Below are 24,729 nucleotides of genomic sequence, written 5' to 3' on the forward strand. Positions count from 1 at the left end.
TTTTAGAACTGGAACGGGCCTGCTACTACGAGATGGAGCGTGAGTCGATGGAATACTTTTACGCAGCTGAGAAAGAACTCCAACGACAGCGCGAGCGGATTCGACAGTTGGAGAACATCTTGACAGAGAACGGCATTCCTGTTCCTGAAGAAAGTTGACCTGAGCTCTGCTGGCTGGCTTAGCTGGCAGAGCTTTTGCATGTGCCACAGGGGGTGTCGTTTTAGAGCGATGAGGTGTCGCTGGTTCTCCGGAAGGGTGTCACTAAAACTCCGGCGATGCAGGTGGGGCTTTAGTGCGTGAAAGTGGTGCTCAAATCGCGTGCAGATGGGGCTGGGGTGGCGATTTTTGCACTCATACGGCACGGAGTAGTTCATGCGCTCCACACTGATGTGGTAGTTATACTGGACGGTTGCCACTTTCCAGACTGCCAGCTCGAAAGGAGCTGCCGGCAGCGGCTGCAGAAAGAGCTGCTCCTCGGCAAAACAGGATGCCCGGCTGCCTTCTCGTTTCTGAAATGGCTTGTGGTTGAAGGTTTCCAGCTTCTCACGGATTGCTTGATTCAGTTCCACAAGGGACAGAAACTGGCGGTTGCGCAGAGCAGCCAGGATCCAGGTAGAGACCACGCCGACGGAGCCCTCCACAAAGGCCTTGTCCTTGGGACTGCGGGGCCGGGCGGGGAGAATGGCGGTGCCGTAGTGCTCCGCCATCTCCTGGTAGGACTTGTTGAGCACAGTCTCTGTACGGGAGTTCTTGACAATACCGGTCTTGAGGTTGTCCGGCGTGAGGATGCGGGTGACGCCGCCGAAATACCGGTAGGCGTTGACATGGCCGGTAATCCAGGATTCCTGCTTCATGCCCAGGAAAGCCTCTGTGTAGGCGTAGCCGCTGTATGGCAGCACCGCCACAAACAGGTAGGTCTCCAGCCGTTCCCCGGAGTCTGTGTCCACCAGAGCCACTGTCTGGCCCGCCCAGTCTACCTGCATGGTCTCGCCGGGCTTGTGTTCCAGGTGCATGGTGGCTTTAGTTTTGTGGACATAGTCCGCGTAATACTTGTTGAACTGAGTGGACTTGTAGGGCAGCTCGCCGTTCTGACGGCACTGCTCGCAGTATTCCACCCACAGCAGGCTCAGGGTGACACCGCTCTTCTGCATTTCACGGTGTACCCATTCGTAGTCCGGCATTTTGTAAACAGGCCCCTTTGACTCGGTTGGAAATAGCCACTGGGAAACTTCCTGCTGCGACATGGACTGCGCTTGCTGCCAGCCAAGCTGCTGTTCCCGAGCCCGGGCTAATGTGCGTGTGACCGTGTTGCGGCCGCAGCCAACGGCATCCGCAATTTCTTGGTGTGTGAGTCCCAGCCTTTTCAGCCGGAGGATCTCTTTGTGATTAACCATGGTAAGGCCTCCTAAATTGAATTTGCATCTGACGATGCTAAACTCATTTTAGTGGCCATCCTGTCAATGCACCATGGATGCGGTGACCACGCACCATTTCAGCGGTCTGGGTGCACCATTCGTGCGGTCTAAGGGCACCGTTTCAGGCGGCGTATTCACCGGGACGGCACGATTTGCATTCTCGATAATTATCGGGCAAAACACAATCTGCCTCCCATCACATTGCCCATGCAGACAAATCTTTTCTGCGCCAGCTTTAAGCACAAAGCTTGGAGTCAACTGAAGCTGGCGGCTTATCTTGACGGGAACACGATTACGGAGAAATAAAACAACTGCAAAAGCCGAGGAGGATCTGCTGTATACAGCAGATCCTCCCCACTTTAAATACAGCAGTCTCCTGATGTAGGAAGCCGGATATTATTCTTCATACTCTGCATGAGAGATCATATCGAGCGACCTGCATCAGGGGGGTGTACTTAATGGCAGTCGGGGTTACTTTGAAAACCTCATTCCAACTGTTTTCTTCACTTAAATATCTATCTACGCAGAAGAAAAAGCATTATTTATACACTGCTGCAGATAAACAACAGCCTTCATTAATGGCTGACACTTTGGAAAGCAAGATTTCCCGTCAGTGACCGCAACCTTACATTCAATAGCCCTAGCTCATGTCGTTCGCTTTAATTAATCTCTACGGAAAATGTCTCGGGTATAAACCTTGCTCTGTACATCATCCAAGCAACTGTCATATCGGTTGGCAATGATTGCCTGAGCCTGATTTTTAAACTGCTCCAGATCATTTACGACTCGGCTGCCAAAGAAGGTTTCGCCGTCTTTCAAAGTGGGTTCATAAATGATTACTGTAGCGCCTTTTGCCTTAATGCGTTTCATGACGCCCTGAATGGAGCTCTGGCGGAAGTTATCAGAATTGGACTTCATGGTCAAACGGTATACACCTACCACAACTTCTTTTTCCTTACTCTCATCCCAGCTGTCATTGGCTTCGTAAGCGCCAGCGATTTCCAACACCCGATCCGCAATGAAGTCTTTGCGGGTTCGGTTGGACTCTACAATCGCCTCAATCAAATTTTCTGGTACATCCTGATAATTGGCCAGCAGCTGCTTGGTATCCTTCGGCAGACAGTACCCACCATAACCAAAACTGGGGTTGTTGTAATGGCTGCCAATGCGAGGATCAAGGCACACACCATTGATAATCTGCTTGGTATCCAAGCCCTTCATCTCCGCGTATGTATCCAGCTCATTGAAATAGCTGACGCGCAGAGCCAAATAGGTGTTAGCAAACAGCTTAACCGCTTCCGCTTCAGTGAAGCCCATGAACAAGGTTTCGATATCCGCTTTCAGAGCACCTTCCTGCAACAAACCAGCAAAAGTATGCGCCGCCTGAACTAGGCGATTATCATTCAAGTCCGTACCCACAATAATGCGGCTGGGATAAAGGTTATCGTAGAGAGCCTTGCTCTCGCGAAGAAATTCAGGGCTGAACAGGATATTTGCGCTGCCGGTCTTTTTACGAATAGACTCGGTGTAACCCACGGGAATGGTGGATTTGATCACCATAATGGCGTTGGGGTTATACTCCATCACCAGTTGGATCACATTCTCCACCGCAGAGGTATCGAAGTAGTTCTTCTTGCTGTCGTAATTGGTAGGAGCCGCAATGACCACAAAATCTGCATCGCTATATGCCGATTTTGCATCCAATGTGGCAGTCAGATTCAGCTGCTTTTCTGCCAGATATTTTTCAATGTACTCATCCTGAATGGGTGATTTCCGGCTGTTGATCAGGTCTACTTTTTCCGGGATGATATCTACTGCCGTAACCGTGTGATGCTGCGCCAGCAATACTGCAATGGACAAGCCAACATAGCCGGTTCCGGCTACTGCGATTTTCATTTTTATTCCTCTTTTCCCATATAGAATTCTTTGTACCATTCAGCAAATTTGCGAAGTCCCTCACGCAGCGGAGTGGCCGGTTTGAAACCAAAGTCTCGTTCCAGCGCACTGGTATCCGCGTAGGTTACCGGAACATCACCAGGCTGCATCGGGACCAGCTCTTTGTGCGCTTCAAAATCATAATCCTCGGGCAGCACACCTGCACGAATCAGTTCCTGCTGCAGAATGTCCACGAAATCCAGCAGGTTTTCCGGCTGATTGTTACCGATGTTGTAGACTGCATAAGGAGGAATCGGCAGACCATCCTCACCGGTCTGGCGCTGGGGCGGGCGCTTCATGACACGCTCAACGCCTTCCACGATATCGTCGATATAAGTAAAATCTCGCTTGCAGTTTCCGTAATTGAAGATCTGAATCTTCTGACCTGCCCGCAGCTTGTTGGTAAATCCGAAATAAGCCATATCAGGCCGACCAGCCGGACCGTATACCGTAAAGAACCGCAAACCGGTGGACGGAATATTATAAAGTTTGGAATAAGCATGCGCCATCAGCTCGTTGCTCTTTTTAGTCGCCGCATACAGGCTGACGGGGTTGTCCACTTTATCTTCCGTGGAGTACGGAACTTTTTTGTTGGTTCCGTACACGCTGGAAGAACTGGCATAGACCAAATGCTGTACACCCGGACGCCCGTTATCATAAGAATGGCGGCAGGCTTCCAGAATGTTGTAAAAACCAACCAGGTTGCTTTCAACGTACGCATCCGGATTTGTGATCGAGTAGCGGACACCAGCCTGGGCCGCCAGATTCACAACCACCTGGGGTTGATACTGGTCAAAAATGAAATTAATCAGATCTTTATTGGTCAAATCACCTTTTACGAAAGTGAAACCGGAATACTTCCTCAATTCTTCCAGACGCGATTCCTTGATACGCACATCGTAGTAGTCGTTCAGATTATCCAGACCAATTATCCGGATGGAGTCATTATGCTCCAGTAAACGTTTCGCCAGATTGGAACCGATAAATCCGGCCGCACCGGTGATAAAAACAGTTTGATTTTTCATAATTCTCCTCGTCCGTTTCGGTTCAGGCACGTCGCACCACGCGCAATGCCATATTCGCCACAAACGCTACATCCTTACGTTTCATAAACAGATAGATTAAATATGCCACAGCATAGATAGACAAGCCTGCAATTCCGCCTACAAACCAGCTGGCAACAATGAAAATGACCGTCAATGCAAGTTCCAGAGCCATATCCATTTTCACATTTACATCTAGCACCGTGGAAAGAAACAATTCTGCAAATACACACCGGAACGCCAGCAGGAATACAATCGATGCAACTGCCAGATCCAGATTGTGCAGCCAGTAAGTGGTGATCAGTGTAGTAATTACACTGAGAGAAACAGTAACAATATTGATCATCAACAGCCATTTCTCTTTGTGCAACGCTTTTAGATACGGTTCGATAATCATGCTGGTTTTACTAGAAAATACGCACATAGGGAAAAGTATTGCCATGTACCTCAAGCTCTCACTATATTCTGGTAACCATATAGACAACAAGGTGTTCATCGGTAAATAAAATACTAATGCTCCTAAAAGCACAACCATTATGCAGCATCGCGAAACAGTATATACCGTACCAAGTTGTTCTGATTCAGATCTTCGAAGTGTAGGAAGCATAATAGTTGCCACAGCATTTATAAAAACCATCAGTAAATTTGCAACAGAAATTGTTAGCGATACTTTTCCAAACACTTCCACACTCCATTGCTTTTCAATTCCAATTCGGACTATTCCAACAATCAGATTTCCAGCTAATGTGGCAAATAAAATTTTTACCCCTATGTTAATATTCTCCGCACTTTCCAATAGAACTGCTTTCTCGAATATTTTCTCGTTCCGAAAGCGAATCAAATTTAAATCTTTTAGAGAAACCACACAATAAATAGACGAGCATATGTATCCTAAAACAATTGATAATATATACCAATAAAACCTTTGAACTCCAATAACCAGAAGACAAATTGAGCCAAAAAGATAAACGCTCTTCTCTATAACAATGCATGTCGCAAAATCTTTAAATCTGCTGGTTGCTTGAAGTATGTCCAACATCATCAATCTAGGAATAATCGGAATTAGTGAAACTGAGCACAAGATCATAACTAGTTTTTTTTCAGTATCGTTAATAAAGCAAACTGAAAGTCCACCAAGAACACCAGTTAAAAAACATTCCAATATTGCACAAATTTTAATCTGTTTCCTCAAACTTTCTTTGTCAATTTCGGAATAATCCTTTCCCGCATAATTCACTAATATTCCTTCTGGCCAACCAAAAGCTGCTATTCCAATATATGTACTATAAAAAACGTATAATTGTACCAGACTATACTCTCTTACACTAATCGCCTTCGGTAAAACAAGAGTAACAACCATCGACACTAATAAGGTAATTACATTAGAACCAAATGCATACACGAAGTTCAAAATGTTATTTCTATTCATATATCATTATTCCCTATACTTCACCACTCGTCCCGGATTGCCCACAACAATTGCATATGGAGGAACATCTTTTGTAACCACTGCACCTGCTCCAACAATACACCCTGTCCCCAGTGTTACTCCTGGTAATATAGTCACTCTTGCCCCAATCCACACATTATCTTCAATGTGGATCGGCTTACGTTCAGAAAATCCCTGTTCTATCATTGGGATATTCACATCTTTAAACTCATGATTTTGCGTATAACAAAGTAAAAATGGACCTATCATCACATCATTTCCAATACTAACCCCATAGTTAATAATAGAATCTCGACCTATCCCTGATCTTTCTCCAATCAACGTATCATCAGATAATGCCACATTTCTTTCAATATTTACACTTTCTGGGATAAATCTTCCCGTCCATCTTTGGTAAGTAAATCTTCTAAATTTCCGTGCATAGTTTCCAAATTCAATTCCTAAAAACGAACATCCCGATTCTGGAAGCTTCATAGCAATTACTTTGTAAAGCATTTTAAACACTATGTTCATTGCAGAAACTCCTTATACCAACTAAAAAGTTTTTTACAATTAGAATATAAATCCAATCCAGATTCCCTCAAATCATGTGCATAATAATTTCTTCCATCATTATATGCTTTTTGAATTGCTCGCTTCCACTCATTCAGCGGAGCGTCATTTTCTACCGTATATATATTTTTAGCAATTTTAGCCTCATCTTGTATATTACTTGAAACCACGCAAGGCAAACCATTTGCCTGTGCTTCTAATAAAGCAATGCCAAACCCCTCACTTATTGATGGGAATATAAATACATCCATTGCTTGCAAATACGCTGACACATCCAGCCTCTTTCCAAGCAAAAGCAATCGATCTCGTAAATCATGGTCATTAGCATAAGACACTAAAGTTTTTTTCAAAGGCCCAGATCCTATAATTACTCCAACAACATTATCCTCTTGCTTAAACTCATTAAGAATTCTTAATAACTGCATATGATTTTTAGCCGGCACTAAAGCTCCTATCGTTCCTATTACCAGCTTATCCTCCACGCCGAGCTTCTTTCTTACAACGTCACGCTTATTTTCATCAAAAGCAAACTTCAGAAAATCAATGCCATTCAAAAAAACTTTACCTTTCTCTCTAAATGCTTCGCACCCAAATAAATAGTCGCCTGCACTTTTACTACACGCGAGCAAACCATCAGAGTACTTTGACATAAATTTTCTCATCACAACTTCATACGGCTTTCTTATAAAAGCATTTTTTGTTGGCAGCATAACGCCATGTGAATGCGAAATTATATATTTAACACCAGAACGTTTTGCTGCCAATGCAATAAGACCATTCGTAAAAGCCATATGAATATGAACAATATCATAATTTTGCCTTTGGTTTCTAAAAAACTTGTATAGATCTATGTAAAATTTAATTTTAGTTTTATTAGGCGCCGAAAGTTTAAACACATTTATTCCAGCCGTTCGTAGTTCTTCTTCATAATCAGACTCTTTTTCATCACAGATTAAACAATCGCAAATAACACTTTCTCTATCTGCTGATAGGAGTATACTTTTCACGATGTTTTCTAATCCACCAATATTCATACTACGGACAACATGGAGCACTCTGATCAATTATCTTCATCTCCTATCTAAGTTATGACAAAAATTCTGTATACGAAAATATTGTCTGGTAATTCTCATAACTAAATTTTCCGTCATTGTTATAGTAAGTATTCCAAAATATAAAAACACTTACCAAAATAACACCCAATACCGACACAACTCGAAGTGCTCTTTTCCGTATAACAGAAATCAGCAAAGGAATAACGATTATTACTGTCGGCATGAAATAATAAACGATTCTAAAAGTTTGAATTAGGGCCGGGGAGTTAATCATTAGCACAAAATAGCAAAATGTCATATTGACCCAGAAACAATTCATTTCGTCAAATTCCAATATTCTTTCATAAAACACAATCAACAAAACAAGTAACACAAAGGAAAACACCATGTGTGTAAGCGATCCTTGATTCTCTCCATACTGTGTCCCTATAAACTCTCTACCATACTCTGTTTTCTCAATTATTTTAGAAAGTCCAAATATCGTAAACGGGCACAGTACTACTGTTCCAATTGTGATTTTGATAAGGAACGCCTTAGAAAGCCTCACCAACGAAAAGCAAAAGCAAATAACACATAACAGAGCAGATGAATGTGCCATAAACGATAGTATAAACATCAAAACTATTCGCCAATTTATTCGCCGTTCTCTTTTATTTAACAGTTCACAATATGCTATCAATAAAAAACTGATTGCCAATGCCTGTTTCAAAGCTCCAAACGCAAAGAAAAACAAATCTGTTGTCAGGAACAAAAACACACTTATAGGAGTATTTGATGAGCATCTATAAACCAAATTAAAAAAAGCAACTATATAAATTAGGCCAAGAAAAAAAACCCACCAAAAATATGGAATTTTCAAATAGCAAAACAATTTTGTTAGGAGCGAAAACAAAGGATCTGTCTCATAAGGTTGTGTCGGATCATTTAAAAGCAATCTATATATTTGAGGATATGTACCAACATACCAATTGGCATCTATTCCAACTCCCCATCTTAACAAAAAAACAAGTGCAATCGGTAAGCTGGCAATCGCAAAGCTTGACGCTTTCCTCACTTTCACAGTACAAAACCCTTTCTGAACACTTCGTACAGAAAACAGGCATGTTAACGCAATAGCGACAAAAAATGCAAAATAGTAATTCAGCATCTTATATTTTTATCAACCTCTTAGTTTTTCTAACCATCCCAAAGAAATAACAAATAAAAAACAGTTTTATCTTATGCTCATTTCTAATCTCTTTAGCAAAAAAGCAATCATATGTAGTGTTTTCCAAATCAGACGCAGCTTTTTTAATCAGTTGGCCATCAAAAACAATTTCACAGTCCAATCTTGCTTCTTTAATTGATTCTGAAGAACAAATTCTAATAAAGTATTTTACAGTTGATTCAACAATTTTCTTATCTAGAGCTCTTTCGTCTAATTTCCAGTTCAAAAAAAGATCTCTCCATATTTTTAGAGACATTTCAGGCGTCCATTCTTTTTTAAACGAACGTTTAGTTACAGATTCTGCTCTCACATTATAAAGATACTTCACATCATTAGTTACTTCGAATTTTTTTATAAATCTTATATAGCTTAAAACAAACAGCAAATCCTCCCCCATAGATTTTCCAACCGGGAACTCTAGCTTTGCTTCCTTTATTATTTTGCTTCGAAAACATTTATTTCCACATGAATTAAACAGCATTGGATTCTCACTCATTTGGAAAAGTGTCATTGCATCTTTCGCAATAGTATATGGGCCTTTAAACTTCCACTTTTTAGTAAGTCCTCCATATACCATAGCTGTTATAAAAAGATCAGTCTCTTTTGATCCCATGGCATTTACAGCACTTTCTAGATAGTTAGCTGAAAACTCATCATCCGCATCCAAAAAAGTTATATATTCTCCAACCGCTTTTCTTAAACCTTGGTTCCTTGCCGCGCTCACTCCTTTGTTATTCTGATTAATCACAAGAATTCTCTCATCATTTTCCGATAAGTTTCTCAATATATCTTCTGTTTTATCACTTGATCCATCATTTACTATCACTAGTTGCCAATTTATATATGTCTGTTTTTTTACGGATTCAACCGTTTTTGTAATTGTTTTTTCAGCATTATAAGCTGGAACAATAATAGAAACTATCGGTTCTGTTCGCCTTTCACTTGAATTCATATATCAAACCTCACTTCAAATTGAAAACTTCTCTCCAAAGAGATAATCTACGCTGTCTGGATCATACTTCATATATCCGCTTCCATCAAAAAAAGTAATTTCCCCAAAAAGAATAGTTTCATCTTGACAATAGAAATCAATTCGGGCATGTGGAAAAGGCGTGGCTAAAATCTCTGCGTATTCGATCATTTTCTCATAAGGTTTCGGCTGACCAATTTCTCGCTTCAATGGTCTCTCATCAACTCGTTCAAAGGGCAACCGATTGAACTGCATATCATAAATCCCCAATCCTGCCCCCTTGCCAAAATCTCGGTCTGCAATTACATATAAAAATTTTGCTTTTCCTGAAAAACAAAAGAACTTATAGTCAATTAATCCTCCGTCCTGCGGACTAGAAGGGATATATTTTTCAATCAAAATTCGATGCTTTGCATTGTCATACACCCATTCTCTGCCTGGATGTTTCCCCTTTACTGGCTGAGTCCAACGTGCAAGAAGTTCATAAAATTCTGTTTTGTTCAGCTTGCTCTTATCCTTGCAAATCAAAACATCATTTCCACCGCCGCCCAGTGTGTCTTTCGCAACAAATTGATCCGGAAGTTGATTCCAATCTACTTCCTCCGGGCTATTGTACACACCATAGATCGGATTCAGAATATTCTCCAATCCAACCTGCTTCACATATTCCCGAACTTCGTATTTATCTACACACTTCGCCATCAGTGGATCGCGGTAATTGAGTTTGTACCACTGAAGTTTTTCTGTATAACGCTGCGGATTTTTCAAATTCAACTTGCGTCCGGTCTTCAATCGGTACTGGAGCTTTACCATCCAAGCATCCGGCACAAAGCTCAAAATCCGCATCAACTTAATGCGGACTGTTCTGCTTTTAATCAGCTTTTTATAATCCATTTTCAAATTTCCTCAGATATAAATCATTTACTTTTCAGTCTGATTCAGCTCGCTCAAATACGCATCCACCACAATCTGGCGGTCAAATTCCCGTTCAATCTTAGCTCGACCTGCAAGGCCCATATCTCGCCGCTGTTCCCAGTTCAATGCAAGAAATTTTTCAATCTGCTTTACCAGATCCTGCGTATCTTTTTGTTTGCAAATAAATCCATTTACACCATCATCAATGATTTCCCGGCATCCACTGCGGTCCGTTGTGATTAGTGGGCGGCCACAGGCTGCACTTTCCAGCAAAACATTGCTCATTCCTTCCGGGTAATAAGTGGGGTGGATCGTACAACTGCTCTGCATCTGATACGGCAGCAAGTCCTTTTGCTGTCCGTGATACTGGATCACACCCTCACGAGTCAGTTCATCCAGTTTTTTCTGATACTCCGCATCATCACAAACTCCCAGCACATGAAACACTGCCTCCGGATGGTTCTGCCGAATGATTCGTGCTGCCTCGGTATACTGATCAATCCCTTTCTCTTTCAAAATCCGGGCCATAAACAGGAAGTTGACCTGCTCATCGTGAGGATACGGCAACACATGATACTGACTCGTATTTACACCTGAGCCAGGCAGCAGTCCTTGTTTATCCAGCGCAATTCCATGCTTACGGAAAAACTCCTGATTTTCGGTATTCTGAAAAAACACCTTTTGTGCTTTACGCGTCGCCAACCGATATAACATAAGCGTTACAAACTGAAGCGGACCGGGATTTTCCACCGCTGTGCCCAATCCGGATACATTCATTACGCACGGAACCCCGCAACTGGCTGCAGCCATACCTCCGTAAATGTTCGGTTTGATTGTGTAAGTAAACATCATATCCGGACGAATCTGCCGCAGAATTTTTTTGTAATTCTGCATCAGCTTTAAATCCGTCAGAGGATTGGTTCCATGACTGGAAATCGGCGTATCAATATAATGGCATCCCATCTTTTCAGCAGTGGTGTAACCATCGCCAAACTGACTTTGAGGGAAAGAAACATACACCTCATGGCCCTCTTCAACGAGTTGCTCCACTAGCTCTTTGCGGAAGCGAAAAATCACCATTTCACTATTGCCGGCCAAAAGCACTTTTTTCTTATTCACGATATTTCCCCTCTTACATCGCCCGGCGCTGCTGACGCAACACCTGAGTTTCTTCCTGGAACTGTGTAAATTCACACTGCTCTTTTTCCTTCTGAATCAGCTGTTCCTGTTGGTGACGCACCTCATCCCGATGATGGTGTGCAGTTACACCTTCTTTGATGTCCTGGCGGCCCAGCACCTTCAGTACACTGTCGAAAAATACTTTCGCATCGAAGGCCATGCTCACATTCCTTAAGTACTCCCGATCGTAGAATACTTTGTCGTAGTCGTTCAGCAGATCGCGTCCATTGATCTGTGCCCAACCGGTGATGCCCGGCTTCAACTGATCCACCCCGTAGTACCGGCGCAGGAAGTGCACACTGCGCTCTTGGCGAATCAACGGGCGGGGGCCGATCAGGCTCATGTCTCCCACCAGCACATTGAATAGCTGCGGAAGTTCATCGATGCTAGTATCCCGCAGGAATCGGCCCAGTTTGGAAATATAGCTATCTGCATTCTGCAAATTTCCAGTGGAAGAGTACTTCGGCGCAGTGCTTTTCATTGTTCGGAATTTTACGATATAAAACACATGACTGTTCTGCCCCACTCGCTTCTGCCGAAAAAATACCGGTTCATTGGGACTGCTCAGTTTCTGCAATGCTGCCACAAACAGAAACGGGATTGCCAGTACTACAAGTGCCATGCCAGAAACAACCATATCGAATATCCGCTTCATTTTCAGATATCTCCGCTGTTCCGAAGTCAGCGGAATACGATGTTCCCGCATGATTCCTCTCATGGTTTTTGTTCTCAACTCTGTCTCCATCCTTCTGCTCCCCTTATGCGTATTTCAAATTCCCAATCGCTGTAATTTTTCCCGTTTCTCTGTGGGCAAAGGTTTTTTCGCTCCCAGCTGGAGGGCTCTCCTCTGCTCATAAATCCAGCGCCCCAGCCAGATGCCGTCGCTAGTTTTGTATTTCGCAGGGATATTCAGATTTCCATGCTCTTCCAGATATTCCTGAGCCAGCTCATATCGATGCTGCCAAGAATCCTCTTTTCGCCAAACCATTCCAATGCTTTCCAGCATCTTTACACGGTCCGCATCCAGATGCTTTCCGCTTTCCGGCGGCTGTAAGTATGCGTACCGCTGGCGGGCAACCCATTTGCCCAGAGCCAGTCCCTCACTGTTCTGGTAGGTGGGCGGCACGTTCAGATCCCCATGGATTTTGAAGTACTGCTCTGCTGCCAGATACCCCTGCATCCACTGGTTATCCTTACAATTGCCCCAGTACATTCCAATGGAATCCAGCCGGGCAATCTGCTCCTGGCTCAATGGCTTTCGATTGAATTTTCCTTCCCGGGCCTGACGCAAGGCTCGAATCCAGTTTCCCAGTGCAAAGCCGTCCGGCGATTTGTAATCTACCGGTACGATCAAATTGCCATGCTCGTTGTAATATTCCATCGCTCTGCAGTAGTTCTTCTCCCACTGCAGGCTAGGGGCATCCCAGACCATACCAATGGCATCCAGCCGAGCAATCCGCTCCCTGTTCAGGATGCTTGCATGTTCTCCATTCGCTCGGCGCTGGCGCAGGTTGTAAATCCAGTTGCCCAGCGCAAAGCCATCCGGTGCTTTATACCGGGCCGGAACGAGCAGATCGCCGAACTCCTCGTAATAGGCTTTGGCGTGCTCAAACCCGTTTTCCCAGGCACTTTCCAGCTGGTTTTCCCACACCATTCCGATGCTGTTCAGCCGTTCGATCTGTCCGGGAGTGAGTGTTCCGCTGCGGTTGCCTGCATACACAGACCGCTGTACGCCGATCCAGTATCCCAGCGAAAGCCCGCCCGGCGTTTTATACCGTTTGGGAACCTTCAGGTTCCCATATTCCGCTGCGTACTCTCTGGCCGCTGCAAAGTACTGTTCCCAGGTTCCGCTCAGGCTGTTGCGCAGCGTCTCAAACAGCACACGACAGTCCTGTACCTGCTCCACTACCTGGAAGCGTTCAGTGACGATTTTGTCGCCTTCGCCCACCGCATACATATGCTGCACGGCGGTGGCCATCTCTTCCTTGAGAGTATCAATGCTGCACAGTCCCTCGAAGTTATTCACCACGTCCAGAATCAGAGGTACCGCACTGTCGCCCGCGGTCAGGGCCCGGCCGATCTGCTGTTTGTAGATAATCGGGCTTATCGTGGGGCGGAACAAAATCACGCCCGAGATTCCATCCACATGCACGCCCTCGTTGAGCATGTCAATGCAGAAGAGCAGCTTCAGGGCGCTGCTGGAATCCGCCTTGAATTCCGCAAATGCCTTGCTGGTGCCCGGATCCTCGGAATAGGCCATGTAGAAATGGATGTCCGGATTCACTCCGGCAAACCATGTGCGGGACTGCTCCATCATTTCGCGCATGTGATCCATGCCGGAGCAGAACACGATGTATTTGCCGCTTTTACTCGTCATGTGGCGGGCAAACACCTGCTCCAGACCATCCGCCTGCTCCAGCGCCCGGCGTAGGGCATCCAGATATTTCTGGTTCACATCCCGCAGCGCAGCCGGCCGCATGGTGCGCACCTGTTTCTGGTATCGTTCCAGCTCATTCTGGTATTTGAACACGGTGGTCACATACTTTGGGGCAGGCAAAATTCCCCGGACGATCGCCTCACCCAGGGATAGTTCACTTGCGATATGGCCTTCGAACAGCTCTTCTGCCATATCGCGCATATTATCCAGATATCTCACGTTGGTTGCGGAAAGTCCAAGCAGCTTTGCGTCGGGGTTGGCTGCAATGGTACGTTGTACCGCATTGCCCCACTGTTCCGCACCGCACCGGTGGAACTCGTCCAGAATGATGTAATCCGCATGCACGGCCAATTCTTCCTCGCTGAGGAGCAGCAGCTTGGCGTAGGTGCGGAAGGTTACATTGGACAGCTTGTCCGGCCCGCCGCAGCGTGCCAGACTTTCCAGCTGAGTGGCATAAATATACTCGCTGGGACCAAGCCAGAGAATTCTCTTTTCCACCTGATCCAGAGCGAGTTGAAATGCAATAAAGCTTTTTCCGGTTCCGGTGGGGTGGACGATGGCTGCTTTGCCTGCCTGTTCCAGCATGGCAATGGCGGAAAGATATGCCTTCTGGTTGTGCTCAAACAATTTCACCGCCACATGCATCGCCTCCCTCCCGCGGTTTACAACGTAAGAAGCAATATGTTTTGTCTTTTGGGACAGAAATTCGGGCAAATGACTGAATTCTTTCGAGAAGCAGCGAATATCATTGAAAAAAGCTGCAAAATAGGTTATGATTAAAATAATCTTGTGTACCTTGTTCTAAATGCATTAATCTTTTATCTAAAAACTTTATATCTGATTTTTGATTATCCCTATAAATATTACACTTTCAAGCTTTTCGAAGTATAGAAAAACACTCATTTTACCACGAATATACCACGATTAAACGAGCCTTGATATGACGATAAAATAGCACTAAAAAGACACCATTGACACATTGAAGTGGTGTCTTTTATTAATAAGCAGTCAATCCTAAGACTAACTGCTTTTGCAAAATAAAGGTAATCACTATTTTGTTTGTTTCTTTAGAATAATATAGCTTGCAATCACAACTACAAAGAATACTAACACGAAAACTAAAGTATGAAATATTCCTATCGGATAAGGTGCAATCCACCCTTCTAGTTTGAAAACCAATCCTGAAATATATCCTGTAATCATAGAAATAGGCATAAAAGCAACTCCGATTATATTAAGCCAATTTACATAAAAGGGGGATTTTTCTTCCGATAGTATTCTCGCTATAAAATATCCAACAATCCCTATAGCTTGAATAATCATTGAACCCCAAACTGCTTCCATTGTTTGTTCTGCATACCAATTACCAAATGCACAAAACAGCCCAATAGCAACAAAAGCTGTTGATGATATATAAAGTACCTTACTCGTAAGCTCTTTATTTTTTTGTTCTTTGTCTGCTACTGGTTCAATTCCCTTTAGGATATAGTCAGTTGTTACTCCAAAAAAATCACTCATTATAATTATTTTTTCTAAGTCAGGCGTACTTTGTTCACTTTCCCATTTGGAAACAGCCTGCCTTGAAACTCCAACTTTATCCGCAAGTTCCTCTTGTGATATTCCTTTTGATTTCCTTAAATATTGTATTCTGTCTGCCATATTCATTAGCTAACACTCCTTTCTTTCATGGTGTAATTTTAGCAATATTATCAGTTGCATAGCCACCATTTAGATATGGAAATATGTCAACTGGCAGTTGCAATGATGTTTTTTGACAAATCAGCAGAATATTCTTGCTTATAACGTAATTTAAACATATCCATATTATAACAGTTCCATATATCCGCCACAACAAAAATCAGCACACCCCCCTTGACATTTTTCTGTCTTGAAAAATACACACTTTTTCTTTCTTCCTCTTGATTACCAACCACAGAAAAGAAAAAGCCCTGTCAAGAGCCTTGCCACCATTGGTGGTGCTTTGCACTCTTTACTGGGCTTTTTGTTTGCTGTATCTTTCATTCAAGAGGAAAATTAAAGACCTCTGTTCCATTTCTCTTTCAGATAATCTTCATAGTCCGTTTCATCAAAATCTAACTGTGGCGAAGTGTCGGGAATGTTATTTCTGCTGTCTATGTCCGCAAGTTGACGGAATATCCAGTCATCATAAGGGTCATGGTATTTATACTCTTTGGGCTGTTCTCTGTATCGGTCTAACCCTCGCATTTCCTTATGTACTTTCATCATGCGTTCTATTTTTTGACGTTGTATCAACTGCTTGATTTCCATAAGTTCTTCTAACTCCGTAACCTCATTGGTAATGTAGTTATGGATATACTGTATGAGTTTGGTTTCCATGTAAAATCTGCATTCTTTTTCATCATTGAAAAATTCATTTTCAGACAGATAATCTAAGGAAACATTGAAGTCCTGTTCCCGTTTGATAATATCCATGATATATGGTTCGGTGTGGTCAATATACTTCCATTCTCCTGATAATAATTCATTGGGCGTTACTCCCAGCACGTCCATTATCTTTTCTAATGTGTCAAAGGTAGGATAATTCACACCCCGTTCAATCTTGGAAAGGCTCTGCATATTGATACCGATTTTATCCGCAAGTTCCTGTTGTTTCATTCCTCTGTGTTTTCTTATGGTCTGTATATTCTCTCCTAAGAAACTGATTTTCTTTTCATAATGTTCCATAACTTAGTATAACCGCTCCTTTCGTTGCTTTTCTCGGTGTTTATAAGCATATCATACTTAATATTTATTAAAAAGTCAATCAAAACTTCTTGACAAGTAATTCTAATGGCGTTATTATCGTATTAGATAGGGTGATTAAGCACGCTAGGGTCAATCACACGCTTGAGTAAGCATAGAAAAGATGTATTTTCATTTTGATAGCATGAATAAGCATGGACTATCAGACCGAAAATAAGGTTTCTGACTGGGGCTGTTCCGTTTAGCCACGAGTCTTACAAGGCTCGTGAGCGTTAAGAACGGATCAGACACAGGAAGAAAGGGAACGCCTTTAGGCGTTCATAAAGGGCGTATATGTAACACCGCCCTGCGCATACATGTCATAGTACCTAGAAACTGTGATAAATAAAGGAAAAAACACGATTTTTACCCCGCAAAAAACGGGAAGTACGAAAGGAGTAATGCACTATAACTACACACAAAAATTTATCCGTTAAGATTGATTACATCAGCATTATATTTGATACTGCAACCGCCGAAGATGTAATCATGCACATTTTAGATTTACCGACTGACATTTTCAATGTTTATCCAGCAACGATAAAATTCAAGACTTATCAAGCACGCTGGCAGATTGGAGATATTTATGTATCGGGGGACGCAAGAAAGACAGAGGACAACCCACAGGGACTAGGCTGTTATCTTGTTATGACTGGCAGAGGTTGTGATGATATTTTCCGTATTCTCGACAGTAGGAATTATACCTTTGGGGATATGTTCCGACGCTGTGAGCGAAGATACGGACTGGATAATTTCCATTTCACAAGACTTGATATTGCCATTGATGATAAGAACGAAAAGCCATTCTTTACCATAGAGCAGATAAAGAAGAAATGCGAAAAAGAGGAATTTATCTCGAATAGTGAGGGCTACCACTTTGACGAAAGCAAGTTTGATGATTTCGACACCGCAAAGACTGTTTATATCGGTGCTGGTAAATCGGGATTGTCCTACCGCTTTTATGACAAGGATAAGGAAGTCTGTTCAAAACATAATAAGACACTTGATGAAGTCGGCAGTTGGAAACGGACAGAAATGCAACTGCGTGATGATAAGGCTCATGCTTTTGCCATGACATTCAAAGACAGACCGCTGGAACTTGGGGAACTGGCTTTCGGGCTATTGGCAAACAACCTACGCTTTGTCGTGCCAAACAGAAATGAAAGTAATAAGAGCAGATGGAAAACGTGTCGGTTTTGGGAACGCTTTTTAGGGGCTGTGGAAGTCTTGAAACTGCAAGTACCGAAACTACATAATTCTCTTGAAGAAACACAGCAATGGCTCACAGAGGGTGGTGTGATTTCCGCTGTCAAAAGTTTTTACTTCTTGGAAGAACATGACGCATTAGGTGGACTGGAAAAAGTGGGAACTATGCTTGATAAGGCAAGATACAGCAATTCCCTTTCCAGTAAACTAACCGCCCACTTACAGAGGATAGACCGCACCGACCTTATCCCCTATATCCAGTATGACACGAAACATGGGAAAGGGGGTATCTGATGAATAACAACGATATTCCTGTATGGGAAAAATACACCCTTACCATTGAAGAAGCGTCAAAGTATTTCCGTATCGGAGAAAACAAGTTAAGACGATTGGCAGAGGAAAACAAAGACGCTGGCTGGCTCATTATGAATGGCAACCGCATACAGATTAAACGCCGACAGTTTGAAAAGGTCATTGACAAATTGGACGCAATCTAATGCAAATGAGCCTTGTATGTGTTATGATGAACACAAGTCATATCAAGGCTCTTTCCAACAAGGAAAGGAGCAGACACCATGAAAGAAAAAAGACGGGATAGCAAAGGACGTATCCTGCATACTGGAGAGAGCCAACGAACAGACGGGAAATACTTATATAAATATGTGGACGCATTTGGAAACACAAAATATGTGTATGCCTGGAGATTGACACCCACAGACCCGACACCAAAGGGAAAACGGGAAAAACCCTCACTTCGTGAGCTGGAACAGCAGATAAGACGGGATATTGAGGACGCTATTGACAGCACAGGCAAGAAAATGACGCTTTGTCAACTCTACGCCAAACAGAACGCACAGAGGGCAAACGTGAAGAAAAGCACACAGAAACAACGGGAACAGCTCATGCGGTTATTGAAAGAGGACAAGTTAGGTGCTAGGAGCATTGATACGATAAAACCCTCTGACGCTAAGGAATGGGCGTTACGCATGAAAGACAAAGGCTTTTCCTATAACACCATTAACAACCATAAACGGTCGTTAAAAGCGTCGTTCTATATCGCCATACAAGACGATTGTGTAAGGAAAAACCCTTTTGATTTCAAGTTAAGTGAAGTCATAGAAAATGATACCAAAGAGAAAGTCGCATTGACAGAGGAACAGGAACAAGCCCTACTCTCATTCATCAAGACGGACAATGTGTATCACAAGTATTATGATGATGTGCTGATACTGTTAAAGACAGGACTTCGTATCTCGGAACTGTGCGGACTGACAATCATGGACGTTGATTTTATCCATGAGGTTGTAGTTATCGACCACCAGTTACTAAAGAGCAAGGAACAGGGTTATTATATTGAAACGCCTAAGACCAAAAGCGGAACAAGACAAGTGCCATTAAGCAGAGAAACGATACAAGCATTTCAACGGGTTATAAAGAAACGCCCAAAGGCAGAACCATTTGTGATAGACGGACGAGGCAGCTTTCTATTTGTCAATCATAAAAGCAAGCCCAAAGTTGCGATTGATTACAATATGCTTTTTGTCCGTATAGTAAAGAAATACAACAAGCACCATAAGGATAACCCTTTGCCACATATCACACCACATACGCTACGCCATACATTCTGCACAAGATTGGCAAGCAAGAACATGAACCCAAAAGATTTACAGTATATCATGGGACATTCAAATATCAGTATCACAATGAACTGGTATGCTCATGCGTCCATAGATACCGCAAAATCAGAGGTTCAGCGTCTAATCGCATAAGAAGTATTTACCACGATTTTAACCACGCTTGATAGCGAAAATATAAGAAGATAGACCTAGATATGTGAGGTTTACCACAAAAGCAAAATGCCCGTAGAGCCGATAAAATAAGGCTTTGCGGACATTTAAGAAGATATAAAAAGATAGTCAAAAAGACATATATAATTTATATTTAATTGATTGTATATGATCGTAATTTCACGTCGCCAACTGGCATGAAAAAAGCATCCTGGGTGTTCTCCCAGGATGCTTTCTCATTTTTTATCCCTGTCTGATTTACACATCATCGCAGGCAGCGTATGCTCCCTCTACAGATGCAGCAATCTTTGATCGGTCTTCGAGCGCCTTTGCCCGTCTCGATCATTTTCGTGACCTCACGAAAATGATCCGATACCTCTACCCCACTGGTTTCACAGGACTCCATCGCCCGGGCAATTGCTTTGTCAAAGTTTTCCCAACGGCCATATCCAAGCAGTAACATCAGTTCACGTGCATACCAGAACTCAACACGAGCAGTTTCATCGCTATGAATAACGAGATCAAACTGTTCTTTAATTTGAGCAATTCTTTTTTTGTCCATTATTTTCCCTCCATATTATCAGGTCAAAATTTCAGAATATCGTCTACACCAGTGTTAAGAACTTTACAGTTTTTTCTATACTGTTCAATGAAACGTAGTGTTTTTTTCAGTCTGGTAATAATATTTGCACTAAATCCACCTTTCCCATCAGCTTAGCGTTAGTCATTCCAATCAATCATAAGGCGGAATAGTTTCTTATAGCTTACTGCCAGTATTCACCTCTCTCAACTTAAGTATAATTAAATCACGAAAGTATGAATAATTCAACGCATTTAAAAGAATGCCTTGGCGATTTATTCGCTATGAAAAGAACCTATGTTATTGTTAAGTACACGCCATTCGATGTTGAATTAGTTATCAATCATTTAACTCATGTCACATTTTTCGGCATGGTTACGAATGCTGCTCATAACTCTTATCCACATCAGTTGATCCACTTCTATGTATCTCCTGTCACACTTTTGATGGAGTGATTTCTTCGATAATAACTTCCCGACAGTTTTATTCTCACTCGTTCAAATTAACCAGATATATTCACAGCGTACTGTCAAGGCACAGGCTATCGAAGCAAATAAGATTATACTTTCGAATACTTTCTGTGCACCTTTTCCAATGACCAATATGCCTATTTTCCTTTGGCAAGCGAATATTGAGAATATGCTAGTCACCACAAGGAATATAGTTCAGTTCTCGCATCACATGTTTCTCTGATCATATGTTCAAAATAGTGTTGATGACGAAAAAAGACGATACATGGTTGCAAAAACCATGTATCGCCAATATCTTCTTATTACAACTCCCCTATATCAGTAATGCTTTCATACTGCCTTATTGGAAGCTATCTCACAGCGTTTTCTTTATTTCCACCGAATCTTAATGCCAGAAGCGCGCTTTTCCGGGCCAATGGAATGCCGGAAAAGCGATTCATGGAGTTATTTCAGCTTTGCGCCATCCTGAAAAGCGTGGCCCACAGCCTGCCCCAGCGTGCGGTAAACATTGTGGATGGGGTCAAAGGTGATGGGCTGGAGCTTGTCCGGGTCGATTTTCCCGTCTGCATCCAGAACGGATTCGTCCGCGCTCACGTTGACGATCTCGCCCACCAGACGGCAGCTTTCCGGGTCGTAGCTCACCAGGCGGCACTCCACCGCCATGGGCAGCTCTTCCACAAGGGGTGCATCCACAAACTCCGACCGGGTCAGATGCCAGCCGGTCTTTTCCAGCTTGTCCGGCACCCGCTTGCCGGATTCAATGCCCACATAATCGCAGGCCACCACCTGCTCTGCCGTGGCCATGCTGACGGTAAATGCCTTGCGGGCCAGAATGTTTGCGGTGGTTTTGTGGCTGGCGCTGATGCACATGGTCAGCTCCTTGTCATCGCTGATGCCGCCCCAGGCTGCATTCATGGCATCCGGGATGCCGTTCTCGTCATAAGTGGCCAGAATGAAAACCGGCTGCGGATAGGTCCAGGGTTTGGCTCCAAAATTCTTGCGCATTCAGATACCTCCTTATCGTATGCAGTGCTTCTGCTTTCATCATAACGTGACGGACATCTTTTTGCAATACGGGGGATCTTCCCTGCTTCTGCCCGCAGGGTTCAACGGGCAAACGCAGGCAGGTCAGTCCGGATTTTCCGGGTAGAATTTCTTTTTGTAATATCCCTTTGCGCAGTAGATGGCCGCCAGCGGATTGTGGCCGGTGACCCGGTCCTTGACGGCCAGAACGGTAACGGGCGCTTCGGAATATTTGAAGAACAGGGTATCATGCCCCACACAAAGCCCCAACAGGATATTGAATTCGGTTTTGGCTTCGTTCAGAGCCATGGCCTGCGCCACGGGATTGCACATGACCTCCCGATCCGCATGGCCGGAGGGGGTGTTTTCATCCTCAACGCCAATGTGTGCCTTGGGCACAGCGCCGTTCTTGCAGATTACGGAAACCACCTCGAATCCGTGATATTCCAGAATCTGTGCAACCTCCCGGGCTTCCCGATGGAGCCCCCGGCAAAAGGCGAAGCCGATCTTTTTATAGTTGCAGCGTTTCAGCAGATTGATGATCTCCACCATGCGGGTATCGTTGCAATAGCCTTCCGCTTCCACACAGGCGGACTGATAGGCAATGCGGTGGATTTCTTCCTTTTCATACTCCTTGAGGGCTTTGCTCTGCAGCTCGCTGTTTTTACTGGGGCAATCGGGCAGGGTTTTCTGCAGATCCTGCTGGGCGCACCCAACAAGGCCGCACTTGGCGCAATTGTACATGACAAATTCTCCTTTCCGGATCGGGGGGATCTGTTGAGCGATTCAGTTGTTTAATATCTAAACCATATATCTGTATTGTATCCTTTGGTCGGCGGTTTGTCAAACGGGGCAATCCATAAAAACAGCGGCCGTGCTCCCTTCTGGCTCCCCTTGCTTTCAAAGAAAACCGGTACAGCGCCACCCCCTTACAAAAGCGTACCGGCAAGCCATTTTCGGAAGCGTCTGTTTTCGCATTGGGGATACAAACAGTCCCTCTTCCGCCGGGCACATTTCACTGGCTGGATGGACAGATTTCTTTAAGAATTCCGGTACGGATTCTGCAGCCGGATGCGGTATGGAAAACCACACAAAAGCCCTTTTCTCACAAGGTTTTTTCAGATTCCCGGACACAAAGCCGGTGGGCATTTGTGAGAGAGAACGCCGCAAAAACAGAGGGTATTTGTGAGAAACTCGCCAGACCGTTGCAGCCTGGATCCGGCGGCCCGGCAGATTGTAAAACCGATGGGTAATTGTGCAGTGTTTTCGTATATTGCCGCTTTTTGAAAAACGGCAGCGGAACCGTTCCAAATTGGTGGGTGCTTGTGGCATGTTCCGTCCTTTCGGTTTGCGCTGTTTCACGGGATGAATGCACACGGAAATTCCGACTCAGAATCAGCATAAGCGGAAAAGGGAAAGAACACGGAAACCCATGGATCCGTTCCCAACCCGCAAAAAGCCCGCCCGGGTTCCATCAGAATCCGGGCGGGCTTTTCTTACCTGAAAATATACAGTTCTATTGAATCATGGTCTCAGTCCCTGGGGCGACGGGCCAGCGACGCTGCCATGCGGCGGTAGGTGTGGCGGATGCCACGGATGGCCACGCTGTATGCCATGATGTTTTCCGGCAGAGCCATGCCCACATAGCCGGAATCACCGATGTGATGGATATCGGTTCCGGTCATCTTGCAGGCCAGCGCAATCTGGCGGATGGTGGCGGTATCCGCCCCTTCCTGCGAAGTGCCGATGGCCGTAATGGTCAGGCAGCCCAGACTGTGGGCATAGCTGACCAGCCCGCGCACATATTCAGTGGTAATGCCGGGCACGGTGCCGGGGGCAGGCAGCAGGATGATGTCCGCACCTGCAGCGGCAAAGGCGGCCACATCCTCTTTGGTGATGATGTTCTCGCCGCCCTCACCCACAACACCGGAGGCGTGCATCTTGCCCGCTGCCAGCACGATTCCCTCGCCCACCTGAGCGCGGATGCTTTCCAGCGAATGCACAATGGCCTCATTGCTCACCCCGTTGCCCGGGTTTCCGGTGAGCACAATCAGATCCACGCCCATTTCCATGGCACGCTGGGCGTTTTCCGCTGTGGCATAGCGGCCCCGGCTCATGGCCCAGATGGTTTCCTCGTTCTGAGCGCAGACAGCCGGATTCACCGGCTCCAGATTGATGCCGATCATTCGCCCGGTGAGTTCCTTCACCCGGCGCACCGCGTCCTCGGGGCGGGTCTCGGGCAGGCCCACAATGCGGGGCTCCCACACGTCGAACATATTCAAAAGCAGCAGATCCGCGCCCATGGAGGCGGCAAACTCCGCGTTGGTCACATCGCTGAGCAGCGGCGGGGTGATACCGATGGTCTCGGCGGCAAGCACCCGGCCCTCGCTGCCGGCCACCGCCTGCAGCAGTTCTTTCGCTGACAGCGAAGCCAGTTCTGCCGGAAGCAGATCCAGTACTCGTTTTGTCATGATGATACGCTCCATTCCTCCGCCATTTTCCGGCGGCTGATGATTTACCGGGAAATCCGCCCGGTTCGGTTGCTTTAAGTATGCCCCATGGGTTCGCAGCTGTCAACCGGTCTGCGCCGGGGCTTGCGACAAGACACAGTGTTTTCCTTTCTCTTACATTCTTTTTGCACAACGGGTCGCTTTTTGAAGTTTCTGCGGCATTTTTTCCATTCATATCCAACACTTTAACAAGATAAACAACTTTTCAACACTTGACGTAACAATTGTTACG

Annotated in this window: 21 protein-coding genes; 3 read left to right on the plus strand and 18 right to left on the minus strand. The window is 44.5% G+C overall.

Annotation, left to right across the window (positions count from 1 at the left end; genetic code table 11):
- Positions 1-2 precede the first annotated feature (2 nt).
- The 14 genes from istA to EDD77_RS01765 form a co-directional block, all read right to left on the minus strand.
- Positions 3-1,394 carry an IS21 family transposase gene (istA, locus tag EDD77_RS01695; protein WP_242868464.1) on the minus strand — a complete coding sequence of 464 codons (1,392 nt, stop codon included), beginning with the start codon at positions 1,392-1,394 and terminating at the stop codon, positions 3-5.
- A 684-nt stretch (positions 1,395-2,078) separates the two neighbouring features.
- Positions 2,079-3,311: a nucleotide sugar dehydrogenase gene (locus tag EDD77_RS01700; RefSeq protein WP_058966250.1), complete on the minus strand. Its 1,233-nt coding sequence runs from the start codon at positions 3,309-3,311 to the stop codon at positions 2,079-2,081.
- Between the two features lie 2 nt (positions 3,312-3,313).
- A complete protein-coding gene (locus EDD77_RS01705; protein ID WP_058966252.1) occupies positions 3,314-4,375 on the minus strand; it encodes an NAD-dependent epimerase/dehydratase family protein in 1,062 nt (353 codons plus the stop codon).
- Positions 4,376-4,397: 22 nt separating this feature from the next.
- Positions 4,398-5,822, minus strand: a complete 1,425-nt coding sequence (locus tag EDD77_RS01710; protein WP_058966254.1) for a lipopolysaccharide biosynthesis protein — start codon at positions 5,820-5,822, stop codon at positions 4,398-4,400.
- 6 nt (positions 5,823-5,828) lie between these two features.
- Positions 5,829-6,356 (minus strand): acyltransferase, encoded by a 528-nt coding sequence (locus EDD77_RS01715; RefSeq protein ID WP_058966256.1) that lies wholly within the window; start codon positions 6,354-6,356, stop codon positions 5,829-5,831.
- Positions 6,353-7,450 carry a glycosyltransferase gene (locus EDD77_RS01720; protein WP_242868492.1) on the minus strand — a complete coding sequence of 366 codons (1,098 nt, stop codon included), beginning with the start codon at positions 7,448-7,450 and terminating at the stop codon, positions 6,353-6,355. The genes EDD77_RS01715 and EDD77_RS01720 overlap by 4 nt, the downstream gene beginning before the upstream one ends.
- A 31-nt stretch (positions 7,451-7,481) precedes the next feature.
- Positions 7,482-8,510: an EpsG family protein gene (locus EDD77_RS01725; RefSeq protein ID WP_077138608.1), complete on the minus strand. Its 1,029-nt coding sequence runs from the start codon at positions 8,508-8,510 to the stop codon at positions 7,482-7,484.
- Between the two features lie 88 nt (positions 8,511-8,598).
- On the minus strand, positions 8,599-9,609 hold the full coding sequence (locus EDD77_RS01730) for a glycosyltransferase family 2 protein (protein ID WP_077138609.1): 1,011 nt from the start codon (positions 9,607-9,609) through the stop codon (positions 8,599-8,601).
- Between the two features lie 15 nt (positions 9,610-9,624).
- The gene (locus EDD77_RS01735) at positions 9,625-10,521 is read right to left on the minus strand and encodes an ATP-grasp fold amidoligase family protein (protein WP_058966264.1); all 897 of its coding nucleotides are present in this window, start codon (positions 10,519-10,521) and stop codon (positions 9,625-9,627) included.
- Positions 10,522-10,548: 27 nt separating this feature from the next.
- Complete coding sequence (locus tag EDD77_RS01740; RefSeq protein WP_077138610.1) at positions 10,549-11,661, minus strand: glycosyltransferase family 4 protein; 1,113 nt, start codon at positions 11,659-11,661, stop codon at positions 10,549-10,551.
- A 13-nt stretch (positions 11,662-11,674) separates the two neighbouring features.
- Positions 11,675-12,466: a sugar transferase gene (locus tag EDD77_RS01745; protein ID WP_242868466.1), complete on the minus strand. Its 792-nt coding sequence runs from the start codon at positions 12,464-12,466 to the stop codon at positions 11,675-11,677.
- A gap of 24 nt (positions 12,467-12,490) precedes the next feature.
- Positions 12,491-14,797: a Helicase associated domain protein gene (locus EDD77_RS01750; protein WP_455577862.1), complete on the minus strand. Its 2,307-nt coding sequence runs from the start codon at positions 14,795-14,797 to the stop codon at positions 12,491-12,493.
- Between the two features lie 411 nt (positions 14,798-15,208).
- A complete protein-coding gene (locus tag EDD77_RS01755; RefSeq protein WP_008393242.1) occupies positions 15,209-15,823 on the minus strand; it encodes a helix-turn-helix domain-containing protein in 615 nt (204 codons plus the stop codon).
- 369 nt (positions 15,824-16,192) lie between these two features.
- Entirely contained in the window at positions 16,193-16,864 is a 672-nt protein-coding gene (locus tag EDD77_RS01765; protein WP_008393244.1) for a helix-turn-helix domain-containing protein, read from the minus strand.
- A 495-nt stretch (positions 16,865-17,359) separates the two neighbouring features.
- On the opposite strand from EDD77_RS01765, the gene EDD77_RS01770 reads away from it, so the two are divergent.
- From EDD77_RS01770 to EDD77_RS01780, 3 genes are all read left to right on the plus strand, one after another.
- Positions 17,360-18,421 (plus strand): replication initiation factor domain-containing protein, encoded by a 1,062-nt coding sequence (locus tag EDD77_RS01770; protein WP_278318846.1) that lies wholly within the window; start codon positions 17,360-17,362, stop codon positions 18,419-18,421.
- Positions 18,421-18,624, plus strand: a complete 204-nt coding sequence (locus EDD77_RS01775) for an excisionase (protein ID WP_002610247.1) — start codon at positions 18,421-18,423, stop codon at positions 18,622-18,624. The genes EDD77_RS01770 and EDD77_RS01775 overlap by 1 nt, the downstream gene beginning before the upstream one ends.
- Positions 18,625-18,702: 78 nt before the next feature.
- A complete protein-coding gene (locus tag EDD77_RS01780; RefSeq protein WP_058966268.1) occupies positions 18,703-19,896 on the plus strand; it encodes a site-specific integrase in 1,194 nt (397 codons plus the stop codon).
- 283 nt (positions 19,897-20,179) lie between these two features.
- Here the strand turns inward: EDD77_RS01780 and EDD77_RS01790 are convergent, their stop codons facing one another.
- The 4 genes from EDD77_RS01790 to EDD77_RS01810 all read right to left on the minus strand — a co-directional run bounded on the left by EDD77_RS01790 (position 20,180) and on the right by EDD77_RS01810 (position 24,458).
- Positions 20,180-20,476, minus strand: coding sequence for a hypothetical protein (locus EDD77_RS01790; protein ID WP_058966270.1), 297 nt, complete (start codon positions 20,474-20,476; stop codon positions 20,180-20,182).
- Between the two features lie 932 nt (positions 20,477-21,408).
- A complete protein-coding gene (locus EDD77_RS01800; RefSeq protein ID WP_058966272.1) occupies positions 21,409-21,969 on the minus strand; it encodes a flavin reductase family protein in 561 nt (186 codons plus the stop codon).
- Between the two features lie 123 nt (positions 21,970-22,092).
- Positions 22,093-22,731 carry a DUF1847 domain-containing protein gene (locus EDD77_RS01805; RefSeq protein WP_058966274.1) on the minus strand — a complete coding sequence of 213 codons (639 nt, stop codon included), beginning with the start codon at positions 22,729-22,731 and terminating at the stop codon, positions 22,093-22,095.
- Between the two features lie 788 nt (positions 22,732-23,519).
- On the minus strand, positions 23,520-24,458 hold the full coding sequence (locus EDD77_RS01810; RefSeq protein WP_058966276.1) for a DUF7916 family protein: 939 nt from the start codon (positions 24,456-24,458) through the stop codon (positions 23,520-23,522).
- Positions 24,459-24,729 lie beyond the last annotated feature (271 nt).

The organism is Allofournierella massiliensis, assembly GCF_004345265.1.
Classification (GTDB): domain Bacteria; phylum Bacillota; class Clostridia; order Oscillospirales; family Ruminococcaceae; genus Allofournierella; species Allofournierella massiliensis.